The 18,650-nt window shown below is 46.8% G+C and carries 22 protein-coding genes and 6 tRNA genes; 19 read left to right on the top strand and 9 right to left on the bottom strand.

Going from position 1 to position 18,650, the window contains the following annotated elements; translation table 11 throughout:
• Nucleotide 1: 1 nt before the first annotated feature.
• The 6 genes from SB847_RS10575 to SB847_RS10550 all read left to right on the top strand — a co-directional run bounded on the left by SB847_RS10575 (nucleotide 2) and on the right by SB847_RS10550 (nucleotide 505).
• Nucleotides 2-77, top strand: a tRNA-His gene (locus SB847_RS10575).
• Nucleotides 78-85: 8 nt separating this feature from the next.
• Nucleotides 86-159: transfer RNA gene (locus SB847_RS10570), tRNA-Gly, on the top strand.
• 15 nt (nucleotides 160-174) lie between these two features.
• Nucleotides 175-251 (top strand) — tRNA-Ile (locus tag SB847_RS10565).
• Nucleotides 252-261: 10 nt separating this feature from the next.
• Nucleotides 262-336, top strand: a tRNA-Asn gene (locus SB847_RS10560).
• 3 nt (nucleotides 337-339) lie between these two features.
• Nucleotides 340-430, top strand: a tRNA-Ser gene (locus SB847_RS10555).
• 3 nt (nucleotides 431-433) lie between these two features.
• Nucleotides 434-505 (top strand) — tRNA-Glu (locus SB847_RS10550).
• 35 nt (nucleotides 506-540) lie between these two features.
• On the opposite strand, the gene SB847_RS10545 is transcribed toward SB847_RS10550, so the two are convergent.
• Together SB847_RS10545 and SB847_RS10540 are read right to left on the bottom strand one after the other, a co-directional pair.
• Nucleotides 541-1,011, bottom strand: a complete 471-nt coding sequence (locus tag SB847_RS10545; protein WP_410561260.1) for a TspO/MBR family protein — start codon at nucleotides 1,009-1,011, stop codon at nucleotides 541-543.
• A gap of 154 nt (nucleotides 1,012-1,165) precedes the next feature.
• The gene (locus SB847_RS10540; RefSeq protein WP_410577670.1) at nucleotides 1,166-1,885 is read right to left on the bottom strand and encodes a TraR/DksA C4-type zinc finger protein; all 720 of its coding nucleotides are present in this window, start codon (nucleotides 1,883-1,885) and stop codon (nucleotides 1,166-1,168) included.
• A 282-nt stretch (nucleotides 1,886-2,167) separates the two neighbouring features.
• On the opposite strand from SB847_RS10540, the gene SB847_RS10535 reads away from it, so the two are divergent.
• The 6 genes from SB847_RS10535 to menC all read left to right on the top strand — a co-directional run bounded on the left by SB847_RS10535 (nucleotide 2,168) and on the right by menC (nucleotide 9,665).
• Nucleotides 2,168-3,580 carry an isochorismate synthase gene (locus SB847_RS10535; protein WP_101670295.1) on the top strand — a complete coding sequence of 471 codons (1,413 nt, stop codon included), beginning with the start codon at nucleotides 2,168-2,170 and terminating at the stop codon, nucleotides 3,578-3,580.
• On the top strand, nucleotides 3,577-5,313 hold the full coding sequence (gene menD / locus SB847_RS10530) for a 2-succinyl-5-enolpyruvyl-6-hydroxy-3-cyclohexene-1-carboxylic-acid synthase (protein ID WP_101670296.1): 1,737 nt from the start codon (nucleotides 3,577-3,579) through the stop codon (nucleotides 5,311-5,313). The genes SB847_RS10535 and menD overlap by 4 nt, the downstream gene beginning before the upstream one ends.
• Nucleotides 5,301-6,125 (top strand): 2-succinyl-6-hydroxy-2,4-cyclohexadiene-1-carboxylate synthase, encoded by an 825-nt coding sequence (gene menH, locus SB847_RS10525; RefSeq protein WP_410561264.1) that lies wholly within the window; start codon nucleotides 5,301-5,303, stop codon nucleotides 6,123-6,125. The genes menD and menH overlap by 13 nt, the downstream gene beginning before the upstream one ends.
• A 58-nt stretch (nucleotides 6,126-6,183) precedes the next feature.
• Complete coding sequence (gene menB, locus SB847_RS10520) at nucleotides 6,184-7,002, top strand: 1,4-dihydroxy-2-naphthoyl-CoA synthase (RefSeq protein WP_007408846.1); 819 nt, start codon at nucleotides 6,184-6,186, stop codon at nucleotides 7,000-7,002.
• An 87-nt stretch (nucleotides 7,003-7,089) separates the two neighbouring features.
• Nucleotides 7,090-8,553 carry an o-succinylbenzoate--CoA ligase gene (locus SB847_RS10515; RefSeq protein ID WP_410561265.1) on the top strand — a complete coding sequence of 488 codons (1,464 nt, stop codon included), beginning with the start codon at nucleotides 7,090-7,092 and terminating at the stop codon, nucleotides 8,551-8,553.
• Nucleotides 8,550-9,665: an o-succinylbenzoate synthase gene (gene menC, locus SB847_RS10510; RefSeq protein WP_072589489.1), complete on the top strand. Its 1,116-nt coding sequence runs from the start codon at nucleotides 8,550-8,552 to the stop codon at nucleotides 9,663-9,665. Before SB847_RS10515 ends, menC begins: the two co-directional genes overlap by 4 nt.
• Nucleotides 9,666-10,039: 374 nt before the next feature.
• On the opposite strand, the gene SB847_RS10505 is transcribed toward menC, so the two are convergent.
• The 3 genes from SB847_RS10505 to SB847_RS10495 are packed head-to-tail and all read right to left on the bottom strand — an operon-like array spanning nucleotide 10,040 to nucleotide 12,650.
• Nucleotides 10,040-10,198: a DUF1540 domain-containing protein gene (locus SB847_RS10505; RefSeq protein ID WP_007408842.1), complete on the bottom strand. Its 159-nt coding sequence runs from the start codon at nucleotides 10,196-10,198 to the stop codon at nucleotides 10,040-10,042.
• 57 nt (nucleotides 10,199-10,255) lie between these two features.
• Nucleotides 10,256-11,296 carry a cytochrome d ubiquinol oxidase subunit II gene (locus SB847_RS10500; protein WP_410561266.1) on the bottom strand — a complete coding sequence of 347 codons (1,041 nt, stop codon included), beginning with the start codon at nucleotides 11,294-11,296 and terminating at the stop codon, nucleotides 10,256-10,258.
• A gap of 22 nt (nucleotides 11,297-11,318) precedes the next feature.
• Nucleotides 11,319-12,650, bottom strand: a complete 1,332-nt coding sequence (locus SB847_RS10495; protein WP_082998896.1) for a cytochrome ubiquinol oxidase subunit I — start codon at nucleotides 12,648-12,650, stop codon at nucleotides 11,319-11,321.
• 197 nt (nucleotides 12,651-12,847) lie between these two features.
• On the opposite strand from SB847_RS10495, the gene SB847_RS10490 reads away from it, so the two are divergent.
• A complete protein-coding gene (locus SB847_RS10490) occupies nucleotides 12,848-13,096 on the top strand; it encodes a type B 50S ribosomal protein L31 (protein WP_007613295.1) in 249 nt (82 codons plus the stop codon).
• A gap of 118 nt (nucleotides 13,097-13,214) precedes the next feature.
• Entirely contained in the window at nucleotides 13,215-13,784 is a 570-nt protein-coding gene (locus tag SB847_RS10485) for a beta-class carbonic anhydrase (protein ID WP_003152233.1), read from the top strand.
• On the opposite strand, the gene yidD is transcribed toward SB847_RS10485, so the two are convergent.
• Entirely contained in the window at nucleotides 13,781-14,008 is a 228-nt protein-coding gene (gene yidD / locus SB847_RS10480) for a membrane protein insertion efficiency factor YidD (protein ID WP_007613292.1), read from the bottom strand. The two genes, SB847_RS10485 and yidD, sit on opposite strands and share 4 nt — an antisense overlap.
• 124 nt (nucleotides 14,009-14,132) lie before the next feature.
• On the opposite strand from yidD, the gene SB847_RS10475 reads away from it, so the two are divergent.
• Together SB847_RS10475 and SB847_RS10470 are read left to right on the top strand one after the other, a co-directional pair.
• The gene (locus tag SB847_RS10475) at nucleotides 14,133-14,606 is read left to right on the top strand and encodes an S-ribosylhomocysteine lyase (protein ID WP_003152237.1); all 474 of its coding nucleotides are present in this window, start codon (nucleotides 14,133-14,135) and stop codon (nucleotides 14,604-14,606) included.
• Nucleotides 14,607-14,720: 114 nt separating this feature from the next.
• A complete protein-coding gene (locus tag SB847_RS10470) occupies nucleotides 14,721-15,164 on the top strand; it encodes a FixH family protein (protein ID WP_410561267.1) in 444 nt (147 codons plus the stop codon).
• Here SB847_RS10470 and ytzI read toward each other — a convergent pair.
• Nucleotides 15,161-15,310: a YtzI protein gene (ytzI, locus tag SB847_RS10465; protein WP_007408836.1), complete on the bottom strand. Its 150-nt coding sequence runs from the start codon at nucleotides 15,308-15,310 to the stop codon at nucleotides 15,161-15,163. The two genes, SB847_RS10470 and ytzI, sit on opposite strands and share 4 nt — an antisense overlap.
• 124 nt (nucleotides 15,311-15,434) lie before the next feature.
• Here ytzI and SB847_RS10460 point away from each other — a divergent pair, with 124 nt between their 5' ends.
• From SB847_RS10460 to ytkD, 3 genes are all read left to right on the top strand, one after another.
• Complete coding sequence (locus tag SB847_RS10460) at nucleotides 15,435-15,872, top strand: Dps family protein (RefSeq protein ID WP_007408835.1); 438 nt, start codon at nucleotides 15,435-15,437, stop codon at nucleotides 15,870-15,872.
• Nucleotides 15,873-16,023: 151 nt separating this feature from the next.
• Complete coding sequence (locus SB847_RS10455) at nucleotides 16,024-16,428, top strand: phage holin family protein (protein WP_007408834.1); 405 nt, start codon at nucleotides 16,024-16,026, stop codon at nucleotides 16,426-16,428.
• A 132-nt stretch (nucleotides 16,429-16,560) separates the two neighbouring features.
• Nucleotides 16,561-17,040, top strand: a complete 480-nt coding sequence (ytkD, locus tag SB847_RS10450; RefSeq protein ID WP_003152244.1) for an RNA deprotection pyrophosphohydrolase — start codon at nucleotides 16,561-16,563, stop codon at nucleotides 17,038-17,040.
• A gap of 35 nt (nucleotides 17,041-17,075) precedes the next feature.
• On the opposite strand, the gene SB847_RS10445 is transcribed toward ytkD, so the two are convergent.
• Nucleotides 17,076-17,888 carry an ABC transporter permease gene (locus SB847_RS10445; RefSeq protein WP_410561268.1) on the bottom strand — a complete coding sequence of 271 codons (813 nt, stop codon included), beginning with the start codon at nucleotides 17,886-17,888 and terminating at the stop codon, nucleotides 17,076-17,078.
• Nucleotides 17,863-18,645, bottom strand: a complete 783-nt coding sequence (locus tag SB847_RS10440; RefSeq protein WP_082998872.1) for an ABC transporter ATP-binding protein — start codon at nucleotides 18,643-18,645, stop codon at nucleotides 17,863-17,865. The genes SB847_RS10445 and SB847_RS10440 overlap by 26 nt, the downstream gene beginning before the upstream one ends.
• Nucleotides 18,646-18,650: the final 5 nt, after the last annotated feature.

Genomic DNA, 18,650 nt, shown 5'->3' with positions numbered 1-18,650 from the left:
GGCGGTTGTGGCGAAGTGGTTAACGCACCAGATTGTGGCTCTGGCACTCGTGGGTTCGATTCCCATCAATCGCCCCAAACAACATGCGGGTGTAGTTTAGTGGTAAAACCTCAGCCTTCCAAGCTGATGTCGTGGGTTCGATTCCCATCACCCGCTCCATTTTTATATTGTCATGGGCCTGTAGCTCAGCTGGTTAGAGCGCACGCCTGATAAGCGTGAGGTCGGTGGTTCGAGTCCACTCAGGCCCACCATGATGATTTTTCCACAGTAGCTCAGTGGTAGAGCTATCGGCTGTTAACCGATCGGTCGCAGGTTCGAATCCTGCCTGTGGAGCCATACGGAGAAGTACTCAAGTGGCTGAAGAGGCGCCCCTGCTAAGGGTGTAGGTCGTGTAAGCGGCGCGAGGGTTCAAATCCCTCCTTCTCCGCCATAAGGCCCGTTGGTCAAGCGGTTAAGACACCGCCCTTTCACGGCGGTAACACGGGTTCGAATCCCGTACGGGTCATTAAAAAAACCTTGCATACTATGCAAGGTTTTTTCTTATGCGTTCATAGCGTAAATGGTAAAAGACAGGTATGTGGCCAAAGCGCTCCATAATAAATAAGGAACCAGAAGCCAGGCTGAAGCCTTACTGTATTTACCGGCAATGAGCAACAGAATGAGTGTTGTCACCGCCACAAGCAGGCAATCGATAGATGCAGCAAGCAAATTTTTCTGTGTGAATTGAAAATAGCTGAACCCTTGATTCACGATATAATTGATGAGAAGCATCACCCAAAAAGCTTTGGATTCTTTACATGAAAACTTTGCGTATATCAAGGCTACTGAGAGCGAAATAAGCGCAAACAAAACCGCCCATATGATGCCGATCACTGATCTGCTCAGCGTCCAGTCAGGTTTTTGCAGCGCGTCGTACCATTCCCGGTCGATGGGAAAGAGAAACCCCGCTAAAGAAAACAAGACATATGTAATGATAAATACAATAATCGCACCGATATACTTTTTTTTCATTTGTTCCCTCCGTCATTCAATGTCAATACATTAGTTCCCTTTTTGGAAATATAAACCTTTTGAAAGGTTCATGCACCATTAAGTGTATGAGTTTTCAGTGTGAAAATGCAGCAAACCATTTATTTGTATTCAAAAACCCCGGCAGGCCGGGGTTTTAATCAGCATGAAGATCGCCAAAGGGCGTCATTATTCCTTCTTCGTCCAGTTCCTGCTCATATTTTTCGTGTGCTTTGCTTGGATACACGGAAATGTTTTTTCCGGTAATATCTGTCCCGATAAAGTTTTCATAATCCTCAGCATAGCCGATGTTTTCTTCGGAGTTCATTGTCATATCCCCATAGCTGAGCGGCGGATCCTCTAAATCCTGAGGCGTTTCTGAGTTTCCGTATTCCTCAACATCCTGATAAGCATCTTCACTATCGTAAGCCGCCCGGATTGATTCATCATCATCAAATTCAAACTGTCCGAACGGTGTTTCCTCTTCAATCGGCCTGTCTTTGGAAACGGCATCCTGCGAGGAATATTCCGCCAATGTCGTAGCCGTCGGCAGAGCTTCGAGTCTGTCATAAGGAATGTCCTTGCCGCTGACTTCACATGTGCCGTATGTGCCGTTTTCAATTTGTTTCAGAGAGTAATCAATATCGCGAAGGTGCTCCCGTTCATGGTCGAGCAGGGCCAGGTCTTTTTCCCGCTCGTATAATTCGGTCGCCTGATCGCCGGGATGATTGTCATAGGAAGACAATTCGCCGGATGACTGATACGGGAATTCATCAGTTAACTGAAATTGGTCATTTTCTTTAAAGCGGCTTAAAATATCATGTCTGGCTTCTTCCAATTCTTTTTTTAAGTGTGTGATCTGTTCGTTTGTAAGCACATCAATCCCTCGTTTCTATGTGATGCTTACTGTTAGTATGAACGCTTTTGCGCAGAAAAATGGTGGATAAAAATAGTCATTTTCCCATGAGGAAGTAAAAGGATACAGTGATTGCCGAGAGTGGGGAAAGAAAATTCAAGTTTGTTTCTTTATTCATTTGCGCAAAAAGGTTTATAATAAGAAATGCAGGCATTTTGTCGTGCTCAAATCTGTGTGTTTGACACAAAGTCATCACAGGTGTATTGTATTAAAAGCATTTAACGGATTATGGAGGAATGTCTCATGGTGACAACGGTGCAGCATACGTTCCGAGAGGAAGCAGATCATGCATTACATAAAGCCAAACAAGTCAACCATGCTGTCTTATTGAGCTATTCAAGACGTATTGCGTCTTTAGACCCTCTATCATTTTTCAAAGACGGAGCAAAAAAATATAAAGGCAAACGATTTTTTTGGTCAGAACCCGGTAGTGAATTAACAATAGTCGGTCTTGGCACAGAAGCGCTGTTCCAATCGAATGAAAAAAATGGAAAGCGTTATCACGACGTTTTTGAACAATGGGAGCGCTTTAAAAAGACGGCTTTTCATATTCATGAAGAAGAGGCGGCGCATACCGCGGTCGGCCCTGTCTTATTCGGCGGTTTTTCATTTAATCCCGCTGAAGAGAGAGGAGACGAATGGAACGGGTTCGAAGAAGGACTGTTCTTTATCCCCTCACTCATGCTGACAAAGACGGCAGATGGTGATTATTTAACCGTCAATCAATGGGCGGCAGACGGTAATCAAGCAGAAGATACGCTGAAACGTCTGAAATCTTTTTCGGGTGCTTTTTCAGTTTCTTCAATCGAGTATGAAGAATATCCTGTTTTAACAAAAGCCGAAGAACTTGATGTGGAAAACTGGCTTGAAGCCATTAAAACAGCAACAAATGATATGAAAGCAAATCAATATGATAAAGTCGTGCTGGCAAGGGAAGTCGTTTTGTCATATGATGGGCCTATTCCGACAGAGAGCGTTGTCCGCAAGCTTTTGAAGGACCAAACGACAAGCTATGTTTTTGCGATTGAGCAGGGAGATAAATGCTTTGTCGGCGCTTCACCGGAACGGCTGATCAAAAAATCCGGCAAAGACGTTATGTCCACCTGTCTGGCAGGTTCAATTAAGCGCGGAGAAAATCAACAAGAAGATGACCATCTCGGCAAAGAGCTGCTGCATGACGAAAAAAATCTCGCGGAACATGATTTTGTGGTTCAGATGATACACGATTCTTTCTTGTCGAGCTGCAGCGATGTGAAAAAGCCTGCAGGTCCGCAATTATATAAAACAAAAAGTGTTCAGCATCTATATACACCGATCACAGGCCATCTTAAAACGTCCGCTTCGCTGTTTGATTTAATTGAAAAGCTGCATCCCACACCGGCATTGGGCGGAGCTCCCCAGCAGAAAGCTGTTGAAGTTATCGCTGATATTGAACCGATGACACGCGGATGGTATGCGGCTCCGATCGGCTGGATGGACGGCAGGGAAAACGGAGAATTTGTCGTGGCTATCCGATCAGGGCTGATTGAAGGCAATAATGCGCGGCTTTTCGCAGGCTGCGGCATTGTTGAAGATTCAGATCCGCAATCAGAATATGAAGAAACACAAATTAAACTAAAGCCGATGATCTCTGCTTTAGGAGGTGAAAGGCTTTGACAAACCCGATTACACATTATATCGGAAGCTTTATTGATGAATTCGCTCTATCGGGTGTCACCGACGCGGTTGTTTGCCCGGGGTCGAGGTCAACTCCCTTGGCGGTTTTGGCGGCGGCCCACCCGGATATTCAAGTCCATATACAGATTGATGAACGATCCGCAGGTTTTTTCGCACTCGGTCTTGCAAAAGCCCGCCAGCGCCCGGTGGTGCTGATTTGTACGTCAGGAACGGCAGCGGCTAACTTCTATCCGGCCGTGATTGAAGCTCATTATTCAAGAGTGCCTCTTATTGTCCTGACTGCTGACCGGCCTCATGAATTGAGGGAAGTGGGGGCGCCTCAGGCGATTAACCAGCATTTTCTGTTCGGTAACTTTGTTAAGTTTTTCACAGACTCGGCTCTGCCTGAGGAAAATCCTCAAATGCTGAGCTATATCAGAACATTGGCCGGCAGAGCCGTAAGTGAAGCCGGGAAGCGCCCGATGGGGCCAGTCCATATCAATGTGCCGCTCAGAGAGCCTTTGATGCCGGATTTATCAGCCGGACCTTTTGAAAGAATGAGAAAGGGGCGGCACGTCTCAGTCACAACAGGGATTCAGTCAGCTGATCAAGATTCTCTCTGTCATATTACAGAGCGTCTTGCGGGTACCGAAAGAGGTATGATCGTCTGCGGCGAAATTCACGGTGAAGCAGAAAAGCAGCAAATCATCGCGCTTGCCGAGATGCTTCAGTTCCCGATTTTAGCTGACCCGCTTTCAAACCTCCGAAACGGGGAGCATGATAAGACGCTGATTATTGATGCTTATGACTCGTTTTTAAAAGATGAAGAAATAAAAGAGGCGCTGCGCCCGGACGCTGTGATCCGCTTCGGCCCGATGCCGGTTTCCAAACCGCTCTTTTTATGGCTCAGAGATGATCCTGCCATTGAGCAGTTTATCGTCGATGAAGACGGAGGATGGAGAGATCCCACCCAGGCCGGCGCGCATATGATTCATTGCCATCCGTCTGTGTTTTTGGAAGCGGTCCGTTCAGCTGAAACCGGAAAACGGCCATCCGGATGGCTTGAGAAATGGCAGTTTGTCAATGAGCGGTTCCGGAGTCATTTACAGGCCGCGAGCATGGATGATTTATCATTTGAAGGAAATGTATATCGTCAGCTTCAGCACCTTGTCCCTGAAGGCAGTTCGATTTTTGTCGGCAACAGCATGCCGATTCGCGACGTGGATACGTTCTTTGAAAAACAAGATCGTTCCTTCCGTGTTTATGCCAACCGCGGCGCTAACGGCATTGACGGGGTTGTCTCCTCGGCTATGGGACTGTGTGAAGGTACAAAAGCTCCTGTCACGCTTGTAATTGGAGATTTATCGTTTTACCATGATTTAAACGGGCTGTTAGCGGCTAAAAAACTTGGAATTCCGCTTACGGTTATTTTAATAAACAATGATGGCGGCGGGATTTTCTCGTTTTTGCCGCAGGCATCTGATAAGATTCATTTTGAAGAACTGTTCGGTACGCCGACGGGCCTTGATTTCCGGCATGCCGCCGCACTGTACGGCGGGACGTATACTTGCCCTGAGACATGGGAAGCATTTAAGGATGCGTATCAGCCGCAGGCGGACAAGCCCGGACTTCATATAATCGAGCTGAAAACAGATCGGACATCAAGAGTTCAATTCCATCGCGATCTGCTGCAGGCCGCAGTGCGGGAAGTGAAAAAAGAATGGAAACTTTAACTGTTAAAACGGCCGACGGCGTGTGCTATCGGGTTGCTGATAGCGGTCACGAATCATCTGAAGCTATTGTTTGTCTGCATGGATTTACGGGCAGCAAAGAATCATGGATGTTTTTACGCGGCATGTTTCCCGGCGAACGAATGGTGATGATTGACTGCCTGGGTCACGGGGAGACAGACGCGCCTGTGCAAGCGGCAAGGTACAGTGCGAGCCGGCAGGTTGCGGACCTTGCCGCCGTTTTTGATCAATTAAAACTTCACAAAGTGAAACTTATTGGTTATTCTATGGGGGGAAGACTTGCGTGTTCCTTTGCACAGGCATTTCCGCATCGGGTGTCAGCGCTAGTTTTGGAAAGTACAACTCCGGGCCTCAGCACGCTTCAGGAACGCAAAAAGCGGATTCAGTCAGACCGGAAGCTTGCTGACTTTATATTGCGGGAAGGTATAACATCGTTTGTCGATTATTGGGAGGGCATTCCGTTGTTTGCCTCGCAGCTTTCTCTGCCGGACAGCGTAAAGGCGTCCATCCGTGCCGGCAGGCTGAAAAATAATCCGTCCGGACTTGCAGGAAGCCTGCTCGGAATGGGGACGGGCTCACAGCCTTCCTGGTGGGAGTCATTACACCGCATCAAGGCGCCCGTCCTGCTCATATGCGGTGAATGGGATGAAAAGTTTTGCGCTATTAATCAAAAGGTGCATAACCTGCTCCCATCAAGTAAAATAGAGGTTGTCAAACAGGCGGGGCACACGGTACATGTGGAACAGCCGCGAATTTTTGGTAAGATAGTAAGTGAGTTTTTATATGGCTTGTAAAGCATAAAGAAAATAGCTTTTCGGCCGGACTCAGGCAAAAATGAAGGAGGTCATATCAATGGCTGCAGAATGGAAAAGTGAACGTCAGTACGATGAAATCCTGTACGAGACGTATAACGGTATTGCAAAAATAACAATTAACCGCCCGGAGGTACATAACGCATTTACTCCTAAGACGGTATCAGAAATGATTGACGCGTTTGCTCGTGCGCGTGATGACTCCAATATTGGTGTTATCGTTCTTGCGGGAGCGGGAGATAAAGCATTCTGTTCAGGCGGAGACCAAAAAGTCCGCGGTCACGGCGGATATGTCGGAGACGATCAGATCCCTCGTCTGAATGTGCTTGATCTTCAGCGTTTGATCCGTGTTATTCCTAAACCGGTCGTAGCGATGGTATCAGGCTATGCCATCGGCGGAGGACATGTGCTTCATATCGTCTGTGATTTAACGATTGCGGCCGATAACGCGATTTTCGGCCAAACCGGACCGAAAGTGGGAAGCTTTGATGCCGGTTACGGCTCAGGTTACTTGGCGCGTATCGTCGGACATAAGAAAGCCCGTGAAATCTGGTACCTATGCCGTCAATACAATGCGCAGGAAGCGCTCGACATGGGGCTTGTCAATACGGTTGTCCCATTAGAGAAACTTGAAGAGGAAACAATTAAATGGTGTGAAGAAATGCTTGAGAAAAGCCCTACAGCCCTTCGTTTCCTTAAAGCGGCATTTAACGCTGATACAGACGGCCTCGCCGGAATTCAGCAATTTGCAGGAGATGCAACGCTTCTTTATTACACGACTGACGAAGCGAAAGAAGGCCGCGATTCCTTTAAAGAGAAACGCAGTCCAGATTTCGGTCAGTTCCCTCGTTTTCCGTGATCAGATGACACTACGAAACAGCTTGAGCCGCTCTGGTCCAAGCTGTTTTCTTTTCAAAAACAGTACTTTTACCTCGGAGATGATAACATGCTGACAGAACAGCCGAATTGGCTCATTCAAAGGGCTCAGCTGACACCAGAGAGAATCGCTCTCATATTTGAAAACAAACAGATGACATTCAGAGAATTATATCATGCTTCTAAACAAATGGCCGCGCGGCTGTCCAAATACTGCTCGCTTAAAAAAGGAGACCGCGCTGCGATTTTGCTTTCTAACAGACCGGAAATGGTTTATGCCGTTCACGCCTGTTTCTTATTAGGGGCGGAAGCTGTGCTGTTGAATACGAAGCTCTCAAAACAGGAACGGTTGTTTCAGCTCGAAGATTCACAGGCAAAGCTTTTATTGACGGAGGACGGCTTTTGCCGCGAAGAATATGAATCTGCAGTCGCCACCGCAGATGTGGACGAGCTGCAGGCTGAAGAGGCGGGTGACATGGAGCCGGAAGCTTATGTAACGCTTGATGATACGGCGACTCTTATGTATACATCAGGAACAACGGGAAGGCCGAAGGGGGTGCAGCAGACTTTCGGTAATCATTATTCCAGCGCTGTATCGTCTGCGCTGAATCTGGGGGTCACGGAGCGGGACCGCTGGCTTATTGCGCTGCCGCTGTTTCATATCAGCGGTCTGTCTGCGCTGTTTAAGTCGGTCATTTACGGCATGCCTGTCGTGCTTCATCAAAAATTTTCTGTCACCGATGTGCTTGACAGCATCAGCTCCTATCAGGTCACGATCATTTCAGCGGTGCAGACCATGCTTTCGGGCCTGCTTGCGGAAACTGAACAATGTCCTGAATCACTGCGCTGCATTTTGCTTGGCGGGGGTCCTGCACCGCTGCCGCTCCTTGAAGAATGCCGCAGGAAACAATTTCCAGTATTCCAATCTTACGGCTTGACTGAAACCTGCTCACAGATTGTCACGCTTTCTCCGGAATTCAGTATGGACAAGCTCGGCTCGGCCGGTAAACCGCTGTTTTCATGCGAAATTAGAATTGAAAAAGACGGAAACCCTTGTGCGCCGTTTGAACACGGTGAAATTACGGTGAAAGGCCCGAATGTAATGAAAGGGTATTACCATCGTGACGACGCAAACCAGGCCGCTTTTCATAATGGATGGTTTAAAACGGGCGATCTTGGCTATTTGGATGATGAAGGGTTTTTATACGTGCTGGACAGGCGGTCGGACCTCATTATTTCAGGCGGAGAAAACATCTACCCGGCAGAAGTGGAAGCGGCGCTGCTTGCCCATCCGGCTGTAGCGGAGGCCGGTGTTTCGGGAGCCGAAGACCCGAAGTGGGGGAAAGTGCCGCATGCTTTTCTCGTGCTGACTTCTTCTGTCAGTTCTGAGGAGCTGACCGCCTTTTGCTGTGAGCGGCTTGCAAAATATAAAATACCGGCTGCTTTTTTCGAGGTTGACGGGCTCCCGCGGAACGCGTCCAATAAACTGATGAGGCATCGGCTGAATGAGCTTCGTAAAGGAGAATTGTCATGATTAAGATTGAAAAAATCACCCTTTATCATGTAAGTATGAGGCTGAAAAAACCGTTTAAAACAAGTATTGAAACGCTGCAGGACCGTAAATTTTTGATCGTGGAAGCGATCGATGAAACCGGGAGAACCGGCTGGGGGGAGGTATCGGCGTTTTCTTCTCCGTGGTATACAGAAGAAACGATTCAGACATGCGCGCATATGCTGAGAGATTTTTTCATCCCGAATATCGTAGGCCGCGAGTTTTTCCATCCGTCAGAAGTGCCTGACAGTCTCGCGCGTTTCAAAGGAAACCGCATGGCAAAAGCGGGGCTTGAATCAGCCGTGTGGGATCTATATGCCAAGAAAAAGGGGATATCTCTCGCAGAAGCCTTAGGGGGAAAAAGAGATAAAGTGCCCGCCGGCGTGGCGGTGGGTCTGGCTTCGGCTGATGAGATGCTTCGGGAAATTGAGCAATACGTAAAAGAAGGTTATCAACGTATAAAAATAAAAATTCAGCCCGGCCATGACGTTGATCTGGTCAGAGCCATCCGCAGCCGTTTTCCGAACGTACCGCTGATGGCGGATGCCAACTCGGCATATGAACTGAAAGACATCAGCAGGCTGAAAGAATTGGATGAATTCCAGCTCATGATGATAGAACAGCCGCTTCAGGCAGATGATATTGTCGATCACCGCCACCTGCAGAAACACTTGAGAACCGCGGTATGCCTCGATGAAAGCATATGCTCATATGATGACGCAAGGCGGGCGATTGAGCTTGGGAGCTGTAAAATCATTAACATAAAACCGGCGCGTGTAGGAGGCCTGACAGAGGCTTTAAAAATACATGACTTATGCAGAGAGCATCACATGCCGGTTTGGTGCGGCGGAATGTTTGAAACCGGCATTTCGAGAGCGCAGACAGTCGCGCTCGCTTCGCTGCCGCAATTTACGATACCGGGTGACATATCCTCATCAGACCGATACTGGGAGGAGGATATTGTCACTCCTGATATCCGTATCGAAGAGGGGTTCATCTCTGTTCCGGACGGTCCCGGACTGGGTGTCGAAGTCAATCAGGAAATAATGAGAAAATACGTCACCCAAATGGACGTTTTTACGACAAACAACTGATAAAAAGACATTTCAGCGAGTTGAGCTGCCTGTATGCTGCTGTTATATTGAAACTGTTCATCATCACCCCTTCCCCAGTTTGAACCGGCTGTATCAGCCGGTTTTTTTAATAGGCGAATGCGATGATTTTTTTATTCTTCAAACAGCGCGCAGGTGTTGCTTTCTGGCTTGGGCCAAGATGTACACCTTGATAAAAAATTATGTGCTTCATGAATGCGATATTGATTGTACCGTCTGCCGCCGCCTATATTTGCCGACGAACCGCCTTTTCGCCATGCTTCTCATCCGCGCGGTTTTCTCCGGCTCAGGGGCTGATTTCAAAAAGGCTTGCGGCGCGGAAATGAAAAAGAGCTGTATAAAACAGCTCTTTTCTTTTATAAATCATGCGGTTTAAAGGTTTTGCAATCCGTTTCTTCACTTTTTTCAGCGGTTTCGCCTGTATGGCTGACCACATAAATAGCGTCGGCCGTGCATTTGTTTCCTCTGCCCCAATATGAACAGTTATTGACTTCACACAGAATTTTTTGGTCCATGCTGGCTCCCCTCCAAGATAAAAGGTACGCCATTAGTATGAGCCGCCCTGATTTTTGTTATTCCTCCTGGCGGATATAACGTCTGTCTTTCATAAAGAGCTTCCAGAAGAAATAAAACCCGGGAAACAAAATGATGAAAGCGACGATATACGTCATAAACAGCGCCCTGAAGGTTGCCGGCTCCGTAAATCCTGACATGACCGTAATATCCGGATAAATCATATAAGGAAGATGCGCCCGTCCGTATGCATAGCTTGCCAGAAAGTATTGAAGCGCAATGGCGATCATGGCGATTCTCGGTTTGCCGAGGTTGCGGCCGAAGTGCTTATTCGGCAAAAACAGAGCCACGCCGGCAATGATAAATGTAATGACAGACAGAATGAGCCATGTCTTGTCTTTCATCATGCCCGTATACAGCCAGCCGGCTTCAGAGCGTAATGTCAGCATAATGAAGAAGGCAAAAAGAAGCGACAGCGGCCCTGTTATTAAAGAGCTCCGTCTGTAGATGCGGTACGCATGCTCCTCTTCCGCAACATTTGAAAAATCGGCCAGAAGCAGTGAAGATAAAAATAAGGTGCTTAAAATGGCAAAGCCGATAAACGCATACGCATTAAGGCTTGTAAAGACATTTGCCAAATTCAGGTGATACACGCTGCCCGTCTTATCAATAAATCCTCCGTGTGTGACCGGAAGGACCAAAATCAGCACAGCGGGAATAATGAAGCCCGAAATTCCGGAGATATATCTCATGATTTTTCTTTCCTTCGCCGTATTGGAGAAGACGAGAAAGCCGCTGCGGATGGCTAAAAGCAGTAAAATAATACTCCCCGGGATCAATAAAACGGTTCCCAGCACGAAGGTTGCCCCTGGAAAGAAGCTGAATAGGGCGACAACGATTGCGACGATAAAGACGTTGGTCACTTCCCATGTCGGGGACAAATAACGGTTGGCGATGTTTGTCGCCTTTGTTTGTTCTCTATTTAAATAAATCATCGACCAAAAGCCAGCTCCGAAGTCCATCGTTGCCATGACCGCGTAGATAAACACGAAGCCCCATACGATGGATATTGCAATGAGAGCATCCATGGTAATGTCCATTTCAATTCAGCCCTTTCTATTGTTAGGATTCCGCCGCTTTTACATCCTCCTCAACGGGATGTTTGCGGAAATAATAAAGCAGCACATAAATGACTGCGGCTGCCAAAATGGCGTAAACCACTGTAAACAGGATGAACAGCAAACCGATTGAACCGGTTGTCGTGACGACATCTGACGTTTTCAAGAGATGATAAATCACCCATGGCTGCCGTCCCGTACAAGCGAATATCCACCCGAACTCAATTCCGATCAGACTAAGCGGTCCTGCCGTTAAAAATAAAATCAAAAGCCAAGTCGGAAAGCTGTCTTGCTTTAAAATTTTTCTCCACACGATGCCGATGATTGAGTACAAAATGAGCAGCATTCCGATGCCGACCATTCCGTTAAACAGTGTATGGATGAATAAAGGCGGCCACTCGTCTTTCGGAAACGCGTTCAATCCTTTGACGACGGTATCAAAGCTGTTTGCAGCCAAAAAGCTTAAAGCCCATGGCACTTCTATCGCCCATTTTACTTTTTCTTCTTTTGCATCAGTAAAACCCCCGATCGCAAGCGGAGCGTGTGATCTAGTTTCAAACAGCCCTTCTGCGCCCGCAAGCTTCTCAGGCTGGTATTCGTAAAGAAGCTGGGCTGACTCGTGACCGTTTAAAGAGGCAATAATGGAGAATATCCCTCCGATCGTTAAGGCGAGCAGCAGCGCTTTTCGGTGAAAGCGGTATACCTGCTCCTGTTTTCTCGTTCTCAGCATTTTATAAGCCGCAACTGACGCAACGATAAATGCACCGGTCATGAAAGCCGTCAGTACGACATGGCCCGCGGTGGTGAAAAAGCTTGGATTAAAAAACGCTGCCCAAGGTTCGACGTCAGTGATTTTGCCGTTTAAAATTTTAAAGCCGGCCGGCGTTCCTTCAAATGCGTGAACATTTGTGATTAAGACGGCGGATGCCGCGGCGCCGATCAAAACGAAAATAACGGCAATGATGCGCATAGCCGGAGTCAGCCGGTCAGCGGCGTAGACATAAATGGACATAAACAGCGCTTCGATAAAGAAAGCATAAATTTCAATCTGAAACGGGAGGGACATCACCCTGCCGATGACTTCCATGAATCCGGGCCACAAAAGGGCAAGCTGTGTACCCGCGATCGTTCCGGTCGGTATCGCCACGCCGAGCAGAACAGCCTGCGCCTTCGTCCACCTTTTCGCCATAATGGCATAATGCGGATCTTTTGTTTTTTGATAAATCAATTCAGCCATTAAAATCATCAGAGGCAAGCCGACACCAAGCGTCGCAAAAATAATATGAAAGCCCATGGTTGTCCCGAACAGGCTTCTGGCTAACACTAAATCATCCACGATCATAAACCGCCTTTCTAAATTACCGTTTTATGTAATGTGGTTATATTATTTGCTGAAGCGATTAGATTATTCTTCTGATTCCATATATGTGCAGGGTTTAGAAACCAAGGGATCAGGGCATATATGATTGACAAGCGGTTATTTAAGGTTTAAAATAAAACGTAATTATTACGATTTGAGAAAGGGAGATCAGCATGAAAAAAGATATTCATCCGGATAACCATCAGGTGATTTTTCAAGATGTGAACAGCGGCTATCGCTTTTTAAGCCATTCTACGAAAAAGTCAGAGGAAACGGCAGAGTGGGAAGACGGAAAGACATACCCGCTGATTAAAGTGGAAGTCAGCTCAGATACGCATCCGTTTTATACAGGCCGCCAAAAATTCAACGAAAAAGGCGGGAGAGTCGAACAGTTCAACAAAAAATACAATATGGGGAAATAAGACAAGCCCAATGGGGTTTGTCTTATTTATTGAGCACTTTGTCATCTCGTGCGGGGAGTGACGAATTGACCCGTCTTATGTTATATTGTGAATAAAAAAGCAGAAAGGAAACACCAAGATGAGTCTTCTAAACGATATCATGCAATTTAATGAGCAGTTCACTAAAAACAAAGATTATGAAAAATACCAAACATCTAAATTCCCGGATAAAAAAATGGCGATTTTGTCTTGTATGGACACGCGTCTTGTAGAATTGCTCCCGCATGCGATGAACATGCGAAACGGCGATGTGAAAATTATTAAAAGTGCCGGCGCGCTTGTCGCCCACCCGTTCGGAAGTATCATGCGCAGCCTTTTAGTGGCCGTATACGAATTAAACGCCGATGAAGTCTGCGTTATCGGCCACCATGATTGCGGCATGAGCAAAATCAACAGCGAGGATATGCTTGATAAAATTATCGACCGCGGTATTCCGAAAGAGCGGATTGACATGCTGAAGCACTCAGGAGTTGATCTTGATCAATGGCTGAAAAGCTTTGATTCAGTAGAAGCGAGTGTTACAGACAGCGTAAACGTCATTAAACACCATCCGCTATTCCCTGACAATGTGCCGGTGCACGGTCTGGTGATTGATCCTGAAACGGGTAAACTTGATCTGGTGATCGACGGCTACCAGCATATGGACTAATGTTTTTCTTTTTTGTCCGGTACGGGATCAACACCGCCCGGATGAAAAGGGTGGCACTTTAAAATCCGCTTCAGTGTCAGCCATCCGCCTTTTAATGCGCCGTGAGTCTTGACGGCTTCGATTCCGTACTGCGAACAGGTCGGATAAAAGCGGCATGACGGCGGCGTCAGCGGAGAGATGAACTTCTGGTATCCGCGGATTAAAGCAATCATTATGGTTTTCATCAAAAAACCACCTTTCTGATGCTAGTATAGAAAAAAAATTTCAGATTGAAAAGCTTCCGCCACAATTCTTATCGGAAAACTGTGTTATAATGGATGCATATTCTGAAAAAAAGGGAGTGCCATTATGCCTTCAGTAGAAAGTTTTGAGCTTGACCATAATGCGGTTGTGGCTCCGTATGTAAGACATTGCGGAGTGCATAAAGTCGGAACAGACGGCGTCGTGAATAAGTTTGACATTCGCTTCTGCCAGCCGAACAAACAGGCGATGAAGCCGGATACGATTCATACGCTTGAGCACTTGCTTGCGTTTACGATTCGCACACATTCTGAGAAATACGATCACTTTGACATCATAGATATTTCACCGATGGGCTGCCAGACAGGCTATTATCTTGTTGTCAGCGGCGAGCCGACAGCGGAAGAAATTGTAGACCTGCTTGACGCTACGCTGAAAGAAGCCATCGATATTACGGAGATTCCGGCGGCCAACGAAAAACAGTGCGGCCAGGCGAAACTTCATGATTTAGAAGGCGCGAAACGTCTGATGCGTTTCTGGCTGTCACAAGATAAAGAAGATTTGCTGAAAGTGTTCGGATAAAAAACAGGCCTTTTTGCTGACATGCAAAAAGGCTTTTTTACATATTTCTAAAAAATGTCACACCTTATGTGTAAGCGTTTGCTAAAATAGAAGCAAACATGAAGGAGTGATGGGATGAAACGGGCTGTATTGGCAGGTATGTGCGGTATGGTATTTTTATTATCTTCCTGCGGGGGCAATTCGGACAAAACCTCCGCGGATGAAGAGCTTAAAGCGCTTGAGGTCAAGCTTACAGGACCGGAAACGGCAGCACCGCATGAAAAAGCGGAATACAAGGCGGAGGTTTTTTACGGCGGCAAGCGTGTCACGGATGCGGATGAAGTTATGTTTGAAGTATGGAAAGAAGGAAAAAAAGGCAGCAGCAAAACAAGCAAGGCCAAGGAGGAAAAAGGGGCGTATCACCTGCGGACTGAATTTGATGAAGAGGGTGTGTATACCGTTCAATCCCACGTAACGGCAAAGCAGCAGCATAATATGCCGACTGTAAAAGTGCGTGTCGGGGATGCTGAAGCTGCCGATGATTCCTCCGGCCATGAGGAACAGACGCATCATCATTAAGGATTTTTTTTATCCGTCAAGCCTTTTGATGCGTCCTCCGGCGGGTCAATCGTATGTTTTACATTATAAGCTCTTACAGTCGACCAGATGGATAAAAGCAGCACGGCGAGCACGATAAGAAAGCCGAAGCTCAGAAGAAGCAGCATGAAATCCCTCCTTTTTAACAAATCATAACATATTTTCCATCCGTAAAATCAAGGGCTAAAAATTTATGTTTTAACACACGATATATAGGGTATATCAATAGTAAACCAAAGGAGGAAGATAGGCATGTCAGAAAAACTATTGGATGCAGTCAATAAGCAAGTTGCAAACTGGACGGTCATGTATGTGAAATTACATAACTATCATTGGTACGTCAAAGGGAAGGACTTTTTCACATTGCATGAAAAGTTCGAGGAGCTGTATAACGAAACGGCTACATATATTGATGATCTGGCAGAACGTCTGCTGGCATTAAACGGCAAGCCGATCGGCACAATGACGGAATCATTGAAGACAGCCTCTGTAAAAGAAGCGGAAGGCAATGAGAGCGCAGAACAAATGGTACAGAACATTTATGATGATTTCACTGTCATTGCGGAAGAGCTGAAAAGCGGCATGGACCTCGCAGATGAGGTCGGAGACGAAACGACCGGTGATATGCTGCTTGCTATTCACCAGAATATCGAAAAACATAACTGGATGCTGAAAGCGTATTTGGGATAATCAACAAGGGAAGACCGGGGCTATAAAGCACTCGGTCTTTTATTTGGATGCCGAAGAGAGGTGTTGTCCATTTTTCTGAAAAATCCAGTCCGTTCCATTCACTTTTCATAGAATAATGTAAGGCCGTTTCTGTGAAAGGATGTTGGATCAAGTGGGCAAAGACTTTGGCATCTTTTCGTTTTTTGCAGTGATCGTGTCGGCAGCGGGTTTTTTCTTTGGCGGTTTTCAGTATTCGTTTCTGATTTTGCTATCGGTCATGGCGATTGAGTTTATCAGTACAAGCTTAAAAGAATCTCTTTTGCAGCAGCTGAGCGCAAGAAAGCTTTTTGCGCGGCTGGTCAAAAAAATCGTGACCCTGGCATTAGTCTCAGTTTGCCATTTTTTTGACCAGCTGCTTCATACCGAAGGCGCTATCCGTAATTTGGCTATCATGTTTTATATCTTATACGAATCTGTTCAGATCGTGATTACGGCAAGCTCGCTGGGCATACCGGTTCCGCAGGTGCTCGTCGATCTATTGGATACCCTGAAAAATAAATTCAAGCGCAAACCGTAACATTTGCTTCAAAGGAGGCTATACTAGCGGGTATGATGGTTTTCCTCTGAATTTTTGATAAAGGGCTTCCGAACAAACGCAACTGTGGTATGATGTATGGAAGATATGAAGGAACGGATTAGAGGGATAAACATGTACGAGTTTAAAGACTATTATCAGAACACTGTTCAGCTCTCCTTTGAACACCAGCCTTTTTCAGACAGCCCGAAGCACGTATGGGTCATATGCCGATACGGAGATAAGTGGCTTTTGACTGAGCACGAAGACCGGGGGTTTGAATTTCCGGGCGGAAAAGTGGAGCCGATGGAATGTGCGGAGGAAGCGGCCCTGCGCGAGGTGAAAGAAGAAACCGGTGCCGCGGTAAGACATCTGAAGTACGTCGGACAGTATAAAGTTCTCGGCAGGGAAAAGGTAATCGTGAAGAATATTTATTTTGCCGATATTGAAAAGCTTGAAAAACAGGCTGACTATTTTGAAACAAAGGGGCCGGTGCTGTTCAGCGAACTGCCGGAGAATCTCCCCCGAAATAAAAAATTCAGTTTCATTATGAAAGATTCGGTGCTTCCGATCAGTCTGAAAAAGCTGAAAGAGGACGGCGTATTTCAATCATAAAAAACGGAGACCCGGCGCTTACGCACGGGTCTTTTTTAAATTTTTCCTTTCGTCCATTTTCTTTCTAACAGTTCGACTCCCTGATACATCAATGTCGCAAAAATCGCGATGATCAGAAGGCTTAAGAACACAAGAGTGAAATTGAAGACCTGGAATCCGTAAATGATCATGTAGCCCAGACCTTTTTCGGAAACGAGAAACTCGCCGACGATGACACCGACCCAGGATAAACCGACGTTCACTTTAAGCGCGGAAATAATCGCGGGGGAGCATGCCGGCAGAATGACTTCTTTAAACATGATGCTTCTTTTCGCGCCGAAGGTTTTCATGACCTTAATATAGTTTTCATCCACTTCCTGAAAAGCCGTAAAGACGACGATTGTCGTGATAATGACACTGATGACTGCTCCCATGGCGACAATGCTTGTGAAATTCGGTCCGAGTGCCACGATGAGAATCGGTCCGAGTGCGACCTTCGGCATCGCGTTTAAAATGACGAGGTACGGGTCTAAAACCCGGGCGAGCCTGTTTGACCACCATAACAGAGCGGCGAGGCATGTGCCGAGGAGCGTGCCGAGCAAAAAGCCGAGAACGGTTTCTCCTAAGGTTACGCCGATGTGCGCCGCAAGGGAGGCGTCCGCAATCTTTTCAACTAAAAGCCTGCAAACGGCGGAGGGTGAGCTGAAGATTAACGGATCGATCCAGCCCGCCCTGCTCGATATTTCCCAGCCGGCAAAAAATACGATGAAAATGGCGGCCTGATACGCACGGATCCGGAGCTTTTCTTTTTGGTGTCTTTTCTTAAACTGCTGATGAAGCTGTTCAATCGTGCCGCTGCTGTTTTTCAAGGGAATTCAGCTCCTTCCATATGGTTTGAAACAGCGGCTGAAAGGCCGGATCCTGACGCGCGTCAAACGGATCTAAAGCCGCGAGCTCCTTAGGCACGGTGAATATTTGGTGGATGGTGCCCGGCTGATTCGAAAATAAATAGATCGTATCGCTCATGGCGATGGCTTCACCGATATCATGGGTGACGAGCACGGCGGTTTTTTGAAAATCCTTTAATGTTCTGAAGACAAGGTTTTCCAAAGAAAGCTTCGTTTGAAAGTCCAGCGCGGAAAACGGTTCATCAAGGAGCAGCAGTCCCGGGTCCGGCGCAAGAGTTCTGGCAAGTGCCGCCCGCTGCCGCATTCCGCCTGACAGCTCTTTCGGGTATTTCTTTTCAACGCCAATTAATCCGAGCTTAGGCAGAAGGCTGAGAACTTCAGCTCGTTTTTCTTCTGTTAATGTTTTTGAAATGTGTAAACCGAGCAGCACGTTTTCCTCAATTGATTTCCAAGGAAATAAATAATCCTGCTGAAGCATATAACCGATTTGGTGTTCTTTATGGTTCGGCACGCTTCCTTCAATCAGCACCCGGCCTTGTGCAGGGGTGATAAGGCCGGCCAGAATGGATAGGAGTGTTGTTTTTCCGCATCCGCTCGGCCCGAGAAAGGAGATGAAATCCCCTTTTTCAATCTGGAAATGTATATCTTTCACGGCGGTTGTTCTTTCTTTCAGCGAGAAATAAGTATGTGTTACATGATCGACATGTAAAAAAGACATTCATG

Origin of the sequence: Bacillus sp. SIMBA_026 (genome assembly GCF_046535335.1) — a bacterium.
Classification (GTDB): domain Bacteria; phylum Bacillota; class Bacilli; order Bacillales; family Bacillaceae; genus Bacillus; species Bacillus velezensis.
Note: the sequence above shows the minus strand (reverse complement) of the source record. Positions and strands in the feature narration are given on the sequence as shown.

Excerpts from the sequence above, each read along its gene's own strand:
- SB847_RS10545 (WP_410561260.1), bottom strand. The coding sequence starts at position 1,011 with ATGAAAAAAAAGTATATCGGTGCGATTATTGTATTTATCATTACATAT.
- SB847_RS10535 (WP_101670295.1), top strand. The coding sequence starts at position 2,168 with ATGGTGACAACGGTGCAGCATACGTTCCGAGAGGAAGCAGATCATGCA.
- menH (WP_410561264.1), top strand. The coding sequence starts at position 5,301 with ATGGAAACTTTAACTGTTAAAACGGCCGACGGCGTGTGCTATCGGGTT.
- menB (WP_007408846.1), top strand. The coding sequence starts at position 6,184 with ATGGCTGCAGAATGGAAAAGTGAACGTCAGTACGATGAAATCCTGTAC.
- SB847_RS10515 (WP_410561265.1), top strand. The coding sequence starts at position 7,090 with ATGCTGACAGAACAGCCGAATTGGCTCATTCAAAGGGCTCAGCTGACA.
- menC (WP_072589489.1), top strand. The coding sequence starts at position 8,550 with ATGATTAAGATTGAAAAAATCACCCTTTATCATGTAAGTATGAGGCTG.
- SB847_RS10505 (WP_007408842.1), bottom strand. The coding sequence starts at position 10,198 with ATGGACCAAAAAATTCTGTGTGAAGTCAATAACTGTTCATATTGGGGC.
- SB847_RS10500 (WP_410561266.1), bottom strand. The coding sequence starts at position 11,296 with ATGGACATTACCATGGATGCTCTCATTGCAATATCCATCGTATGGGGC.
- SB847_RS10490 (WP_007613295.1), top strand. The coding sequence starts at position 12,848 with ATGAAAAAAGATATTCATCCGGATAACCATCAGGTGATTTTTCAAGAT.
- SB847_RS10485 (WP_003152233.1), top strand. The coding sequence starts at position 13,215 with ATGAGTCTTCTAAACGATATCATGCAATTTAATGAGCAGTTCACTAAA.
- yidD (WP_007613292.1), bottom strand. The coding sequence starts at position 14,008 with ATGAAAACCATAATGATTGCTTTAATCCGCGGATACCAGAAGTTCATC.
- SB847_RS10475 (WP_003152237.1), top strand. The coding sequence starts at position 14,133 with ATGCCTTCAGTAGAAAGTTTTGAGCTTGACCATAATGCGGTTGTGGCT.
- SB847_RS10470 (WP_410561267.1), top strand. The coding sequence starts at position 14,721 with ATGAAACGGGCTGTATTGGCAGGTATGTGCGGTATGGTATTTTTATTA.
- ytzI (WP_007408836.1), bottom strand. The coding sequence starts at position 15,310 with ATGCTGCTTCTTCTGAGCTTCGGCTTTCTTATCGTGCTCGCCGTGCTG.
- SB847_RS10460 (WP_007408835.1), top strand. The coding sequence starts at position 15,435 with ATGTCAGAAAAACTATTGGATGCAGTCAATAAGCAAGTTGCAAACTGG.
- ytkD (WP_003152244.1), top strand. The coding sequence starts at position 16,561 with ATGTACGAGTTTAAAGACTATTATCAGAACACTGTTCAGCTCTCCTTT.
- SB847_RS10440 (WP_082998872.1), bottom strand. The coding sequence starts at position 18,645 with ATGTCTTTTTTACATGTCGATCATGTAACACATACTTATTTCTCGCTG.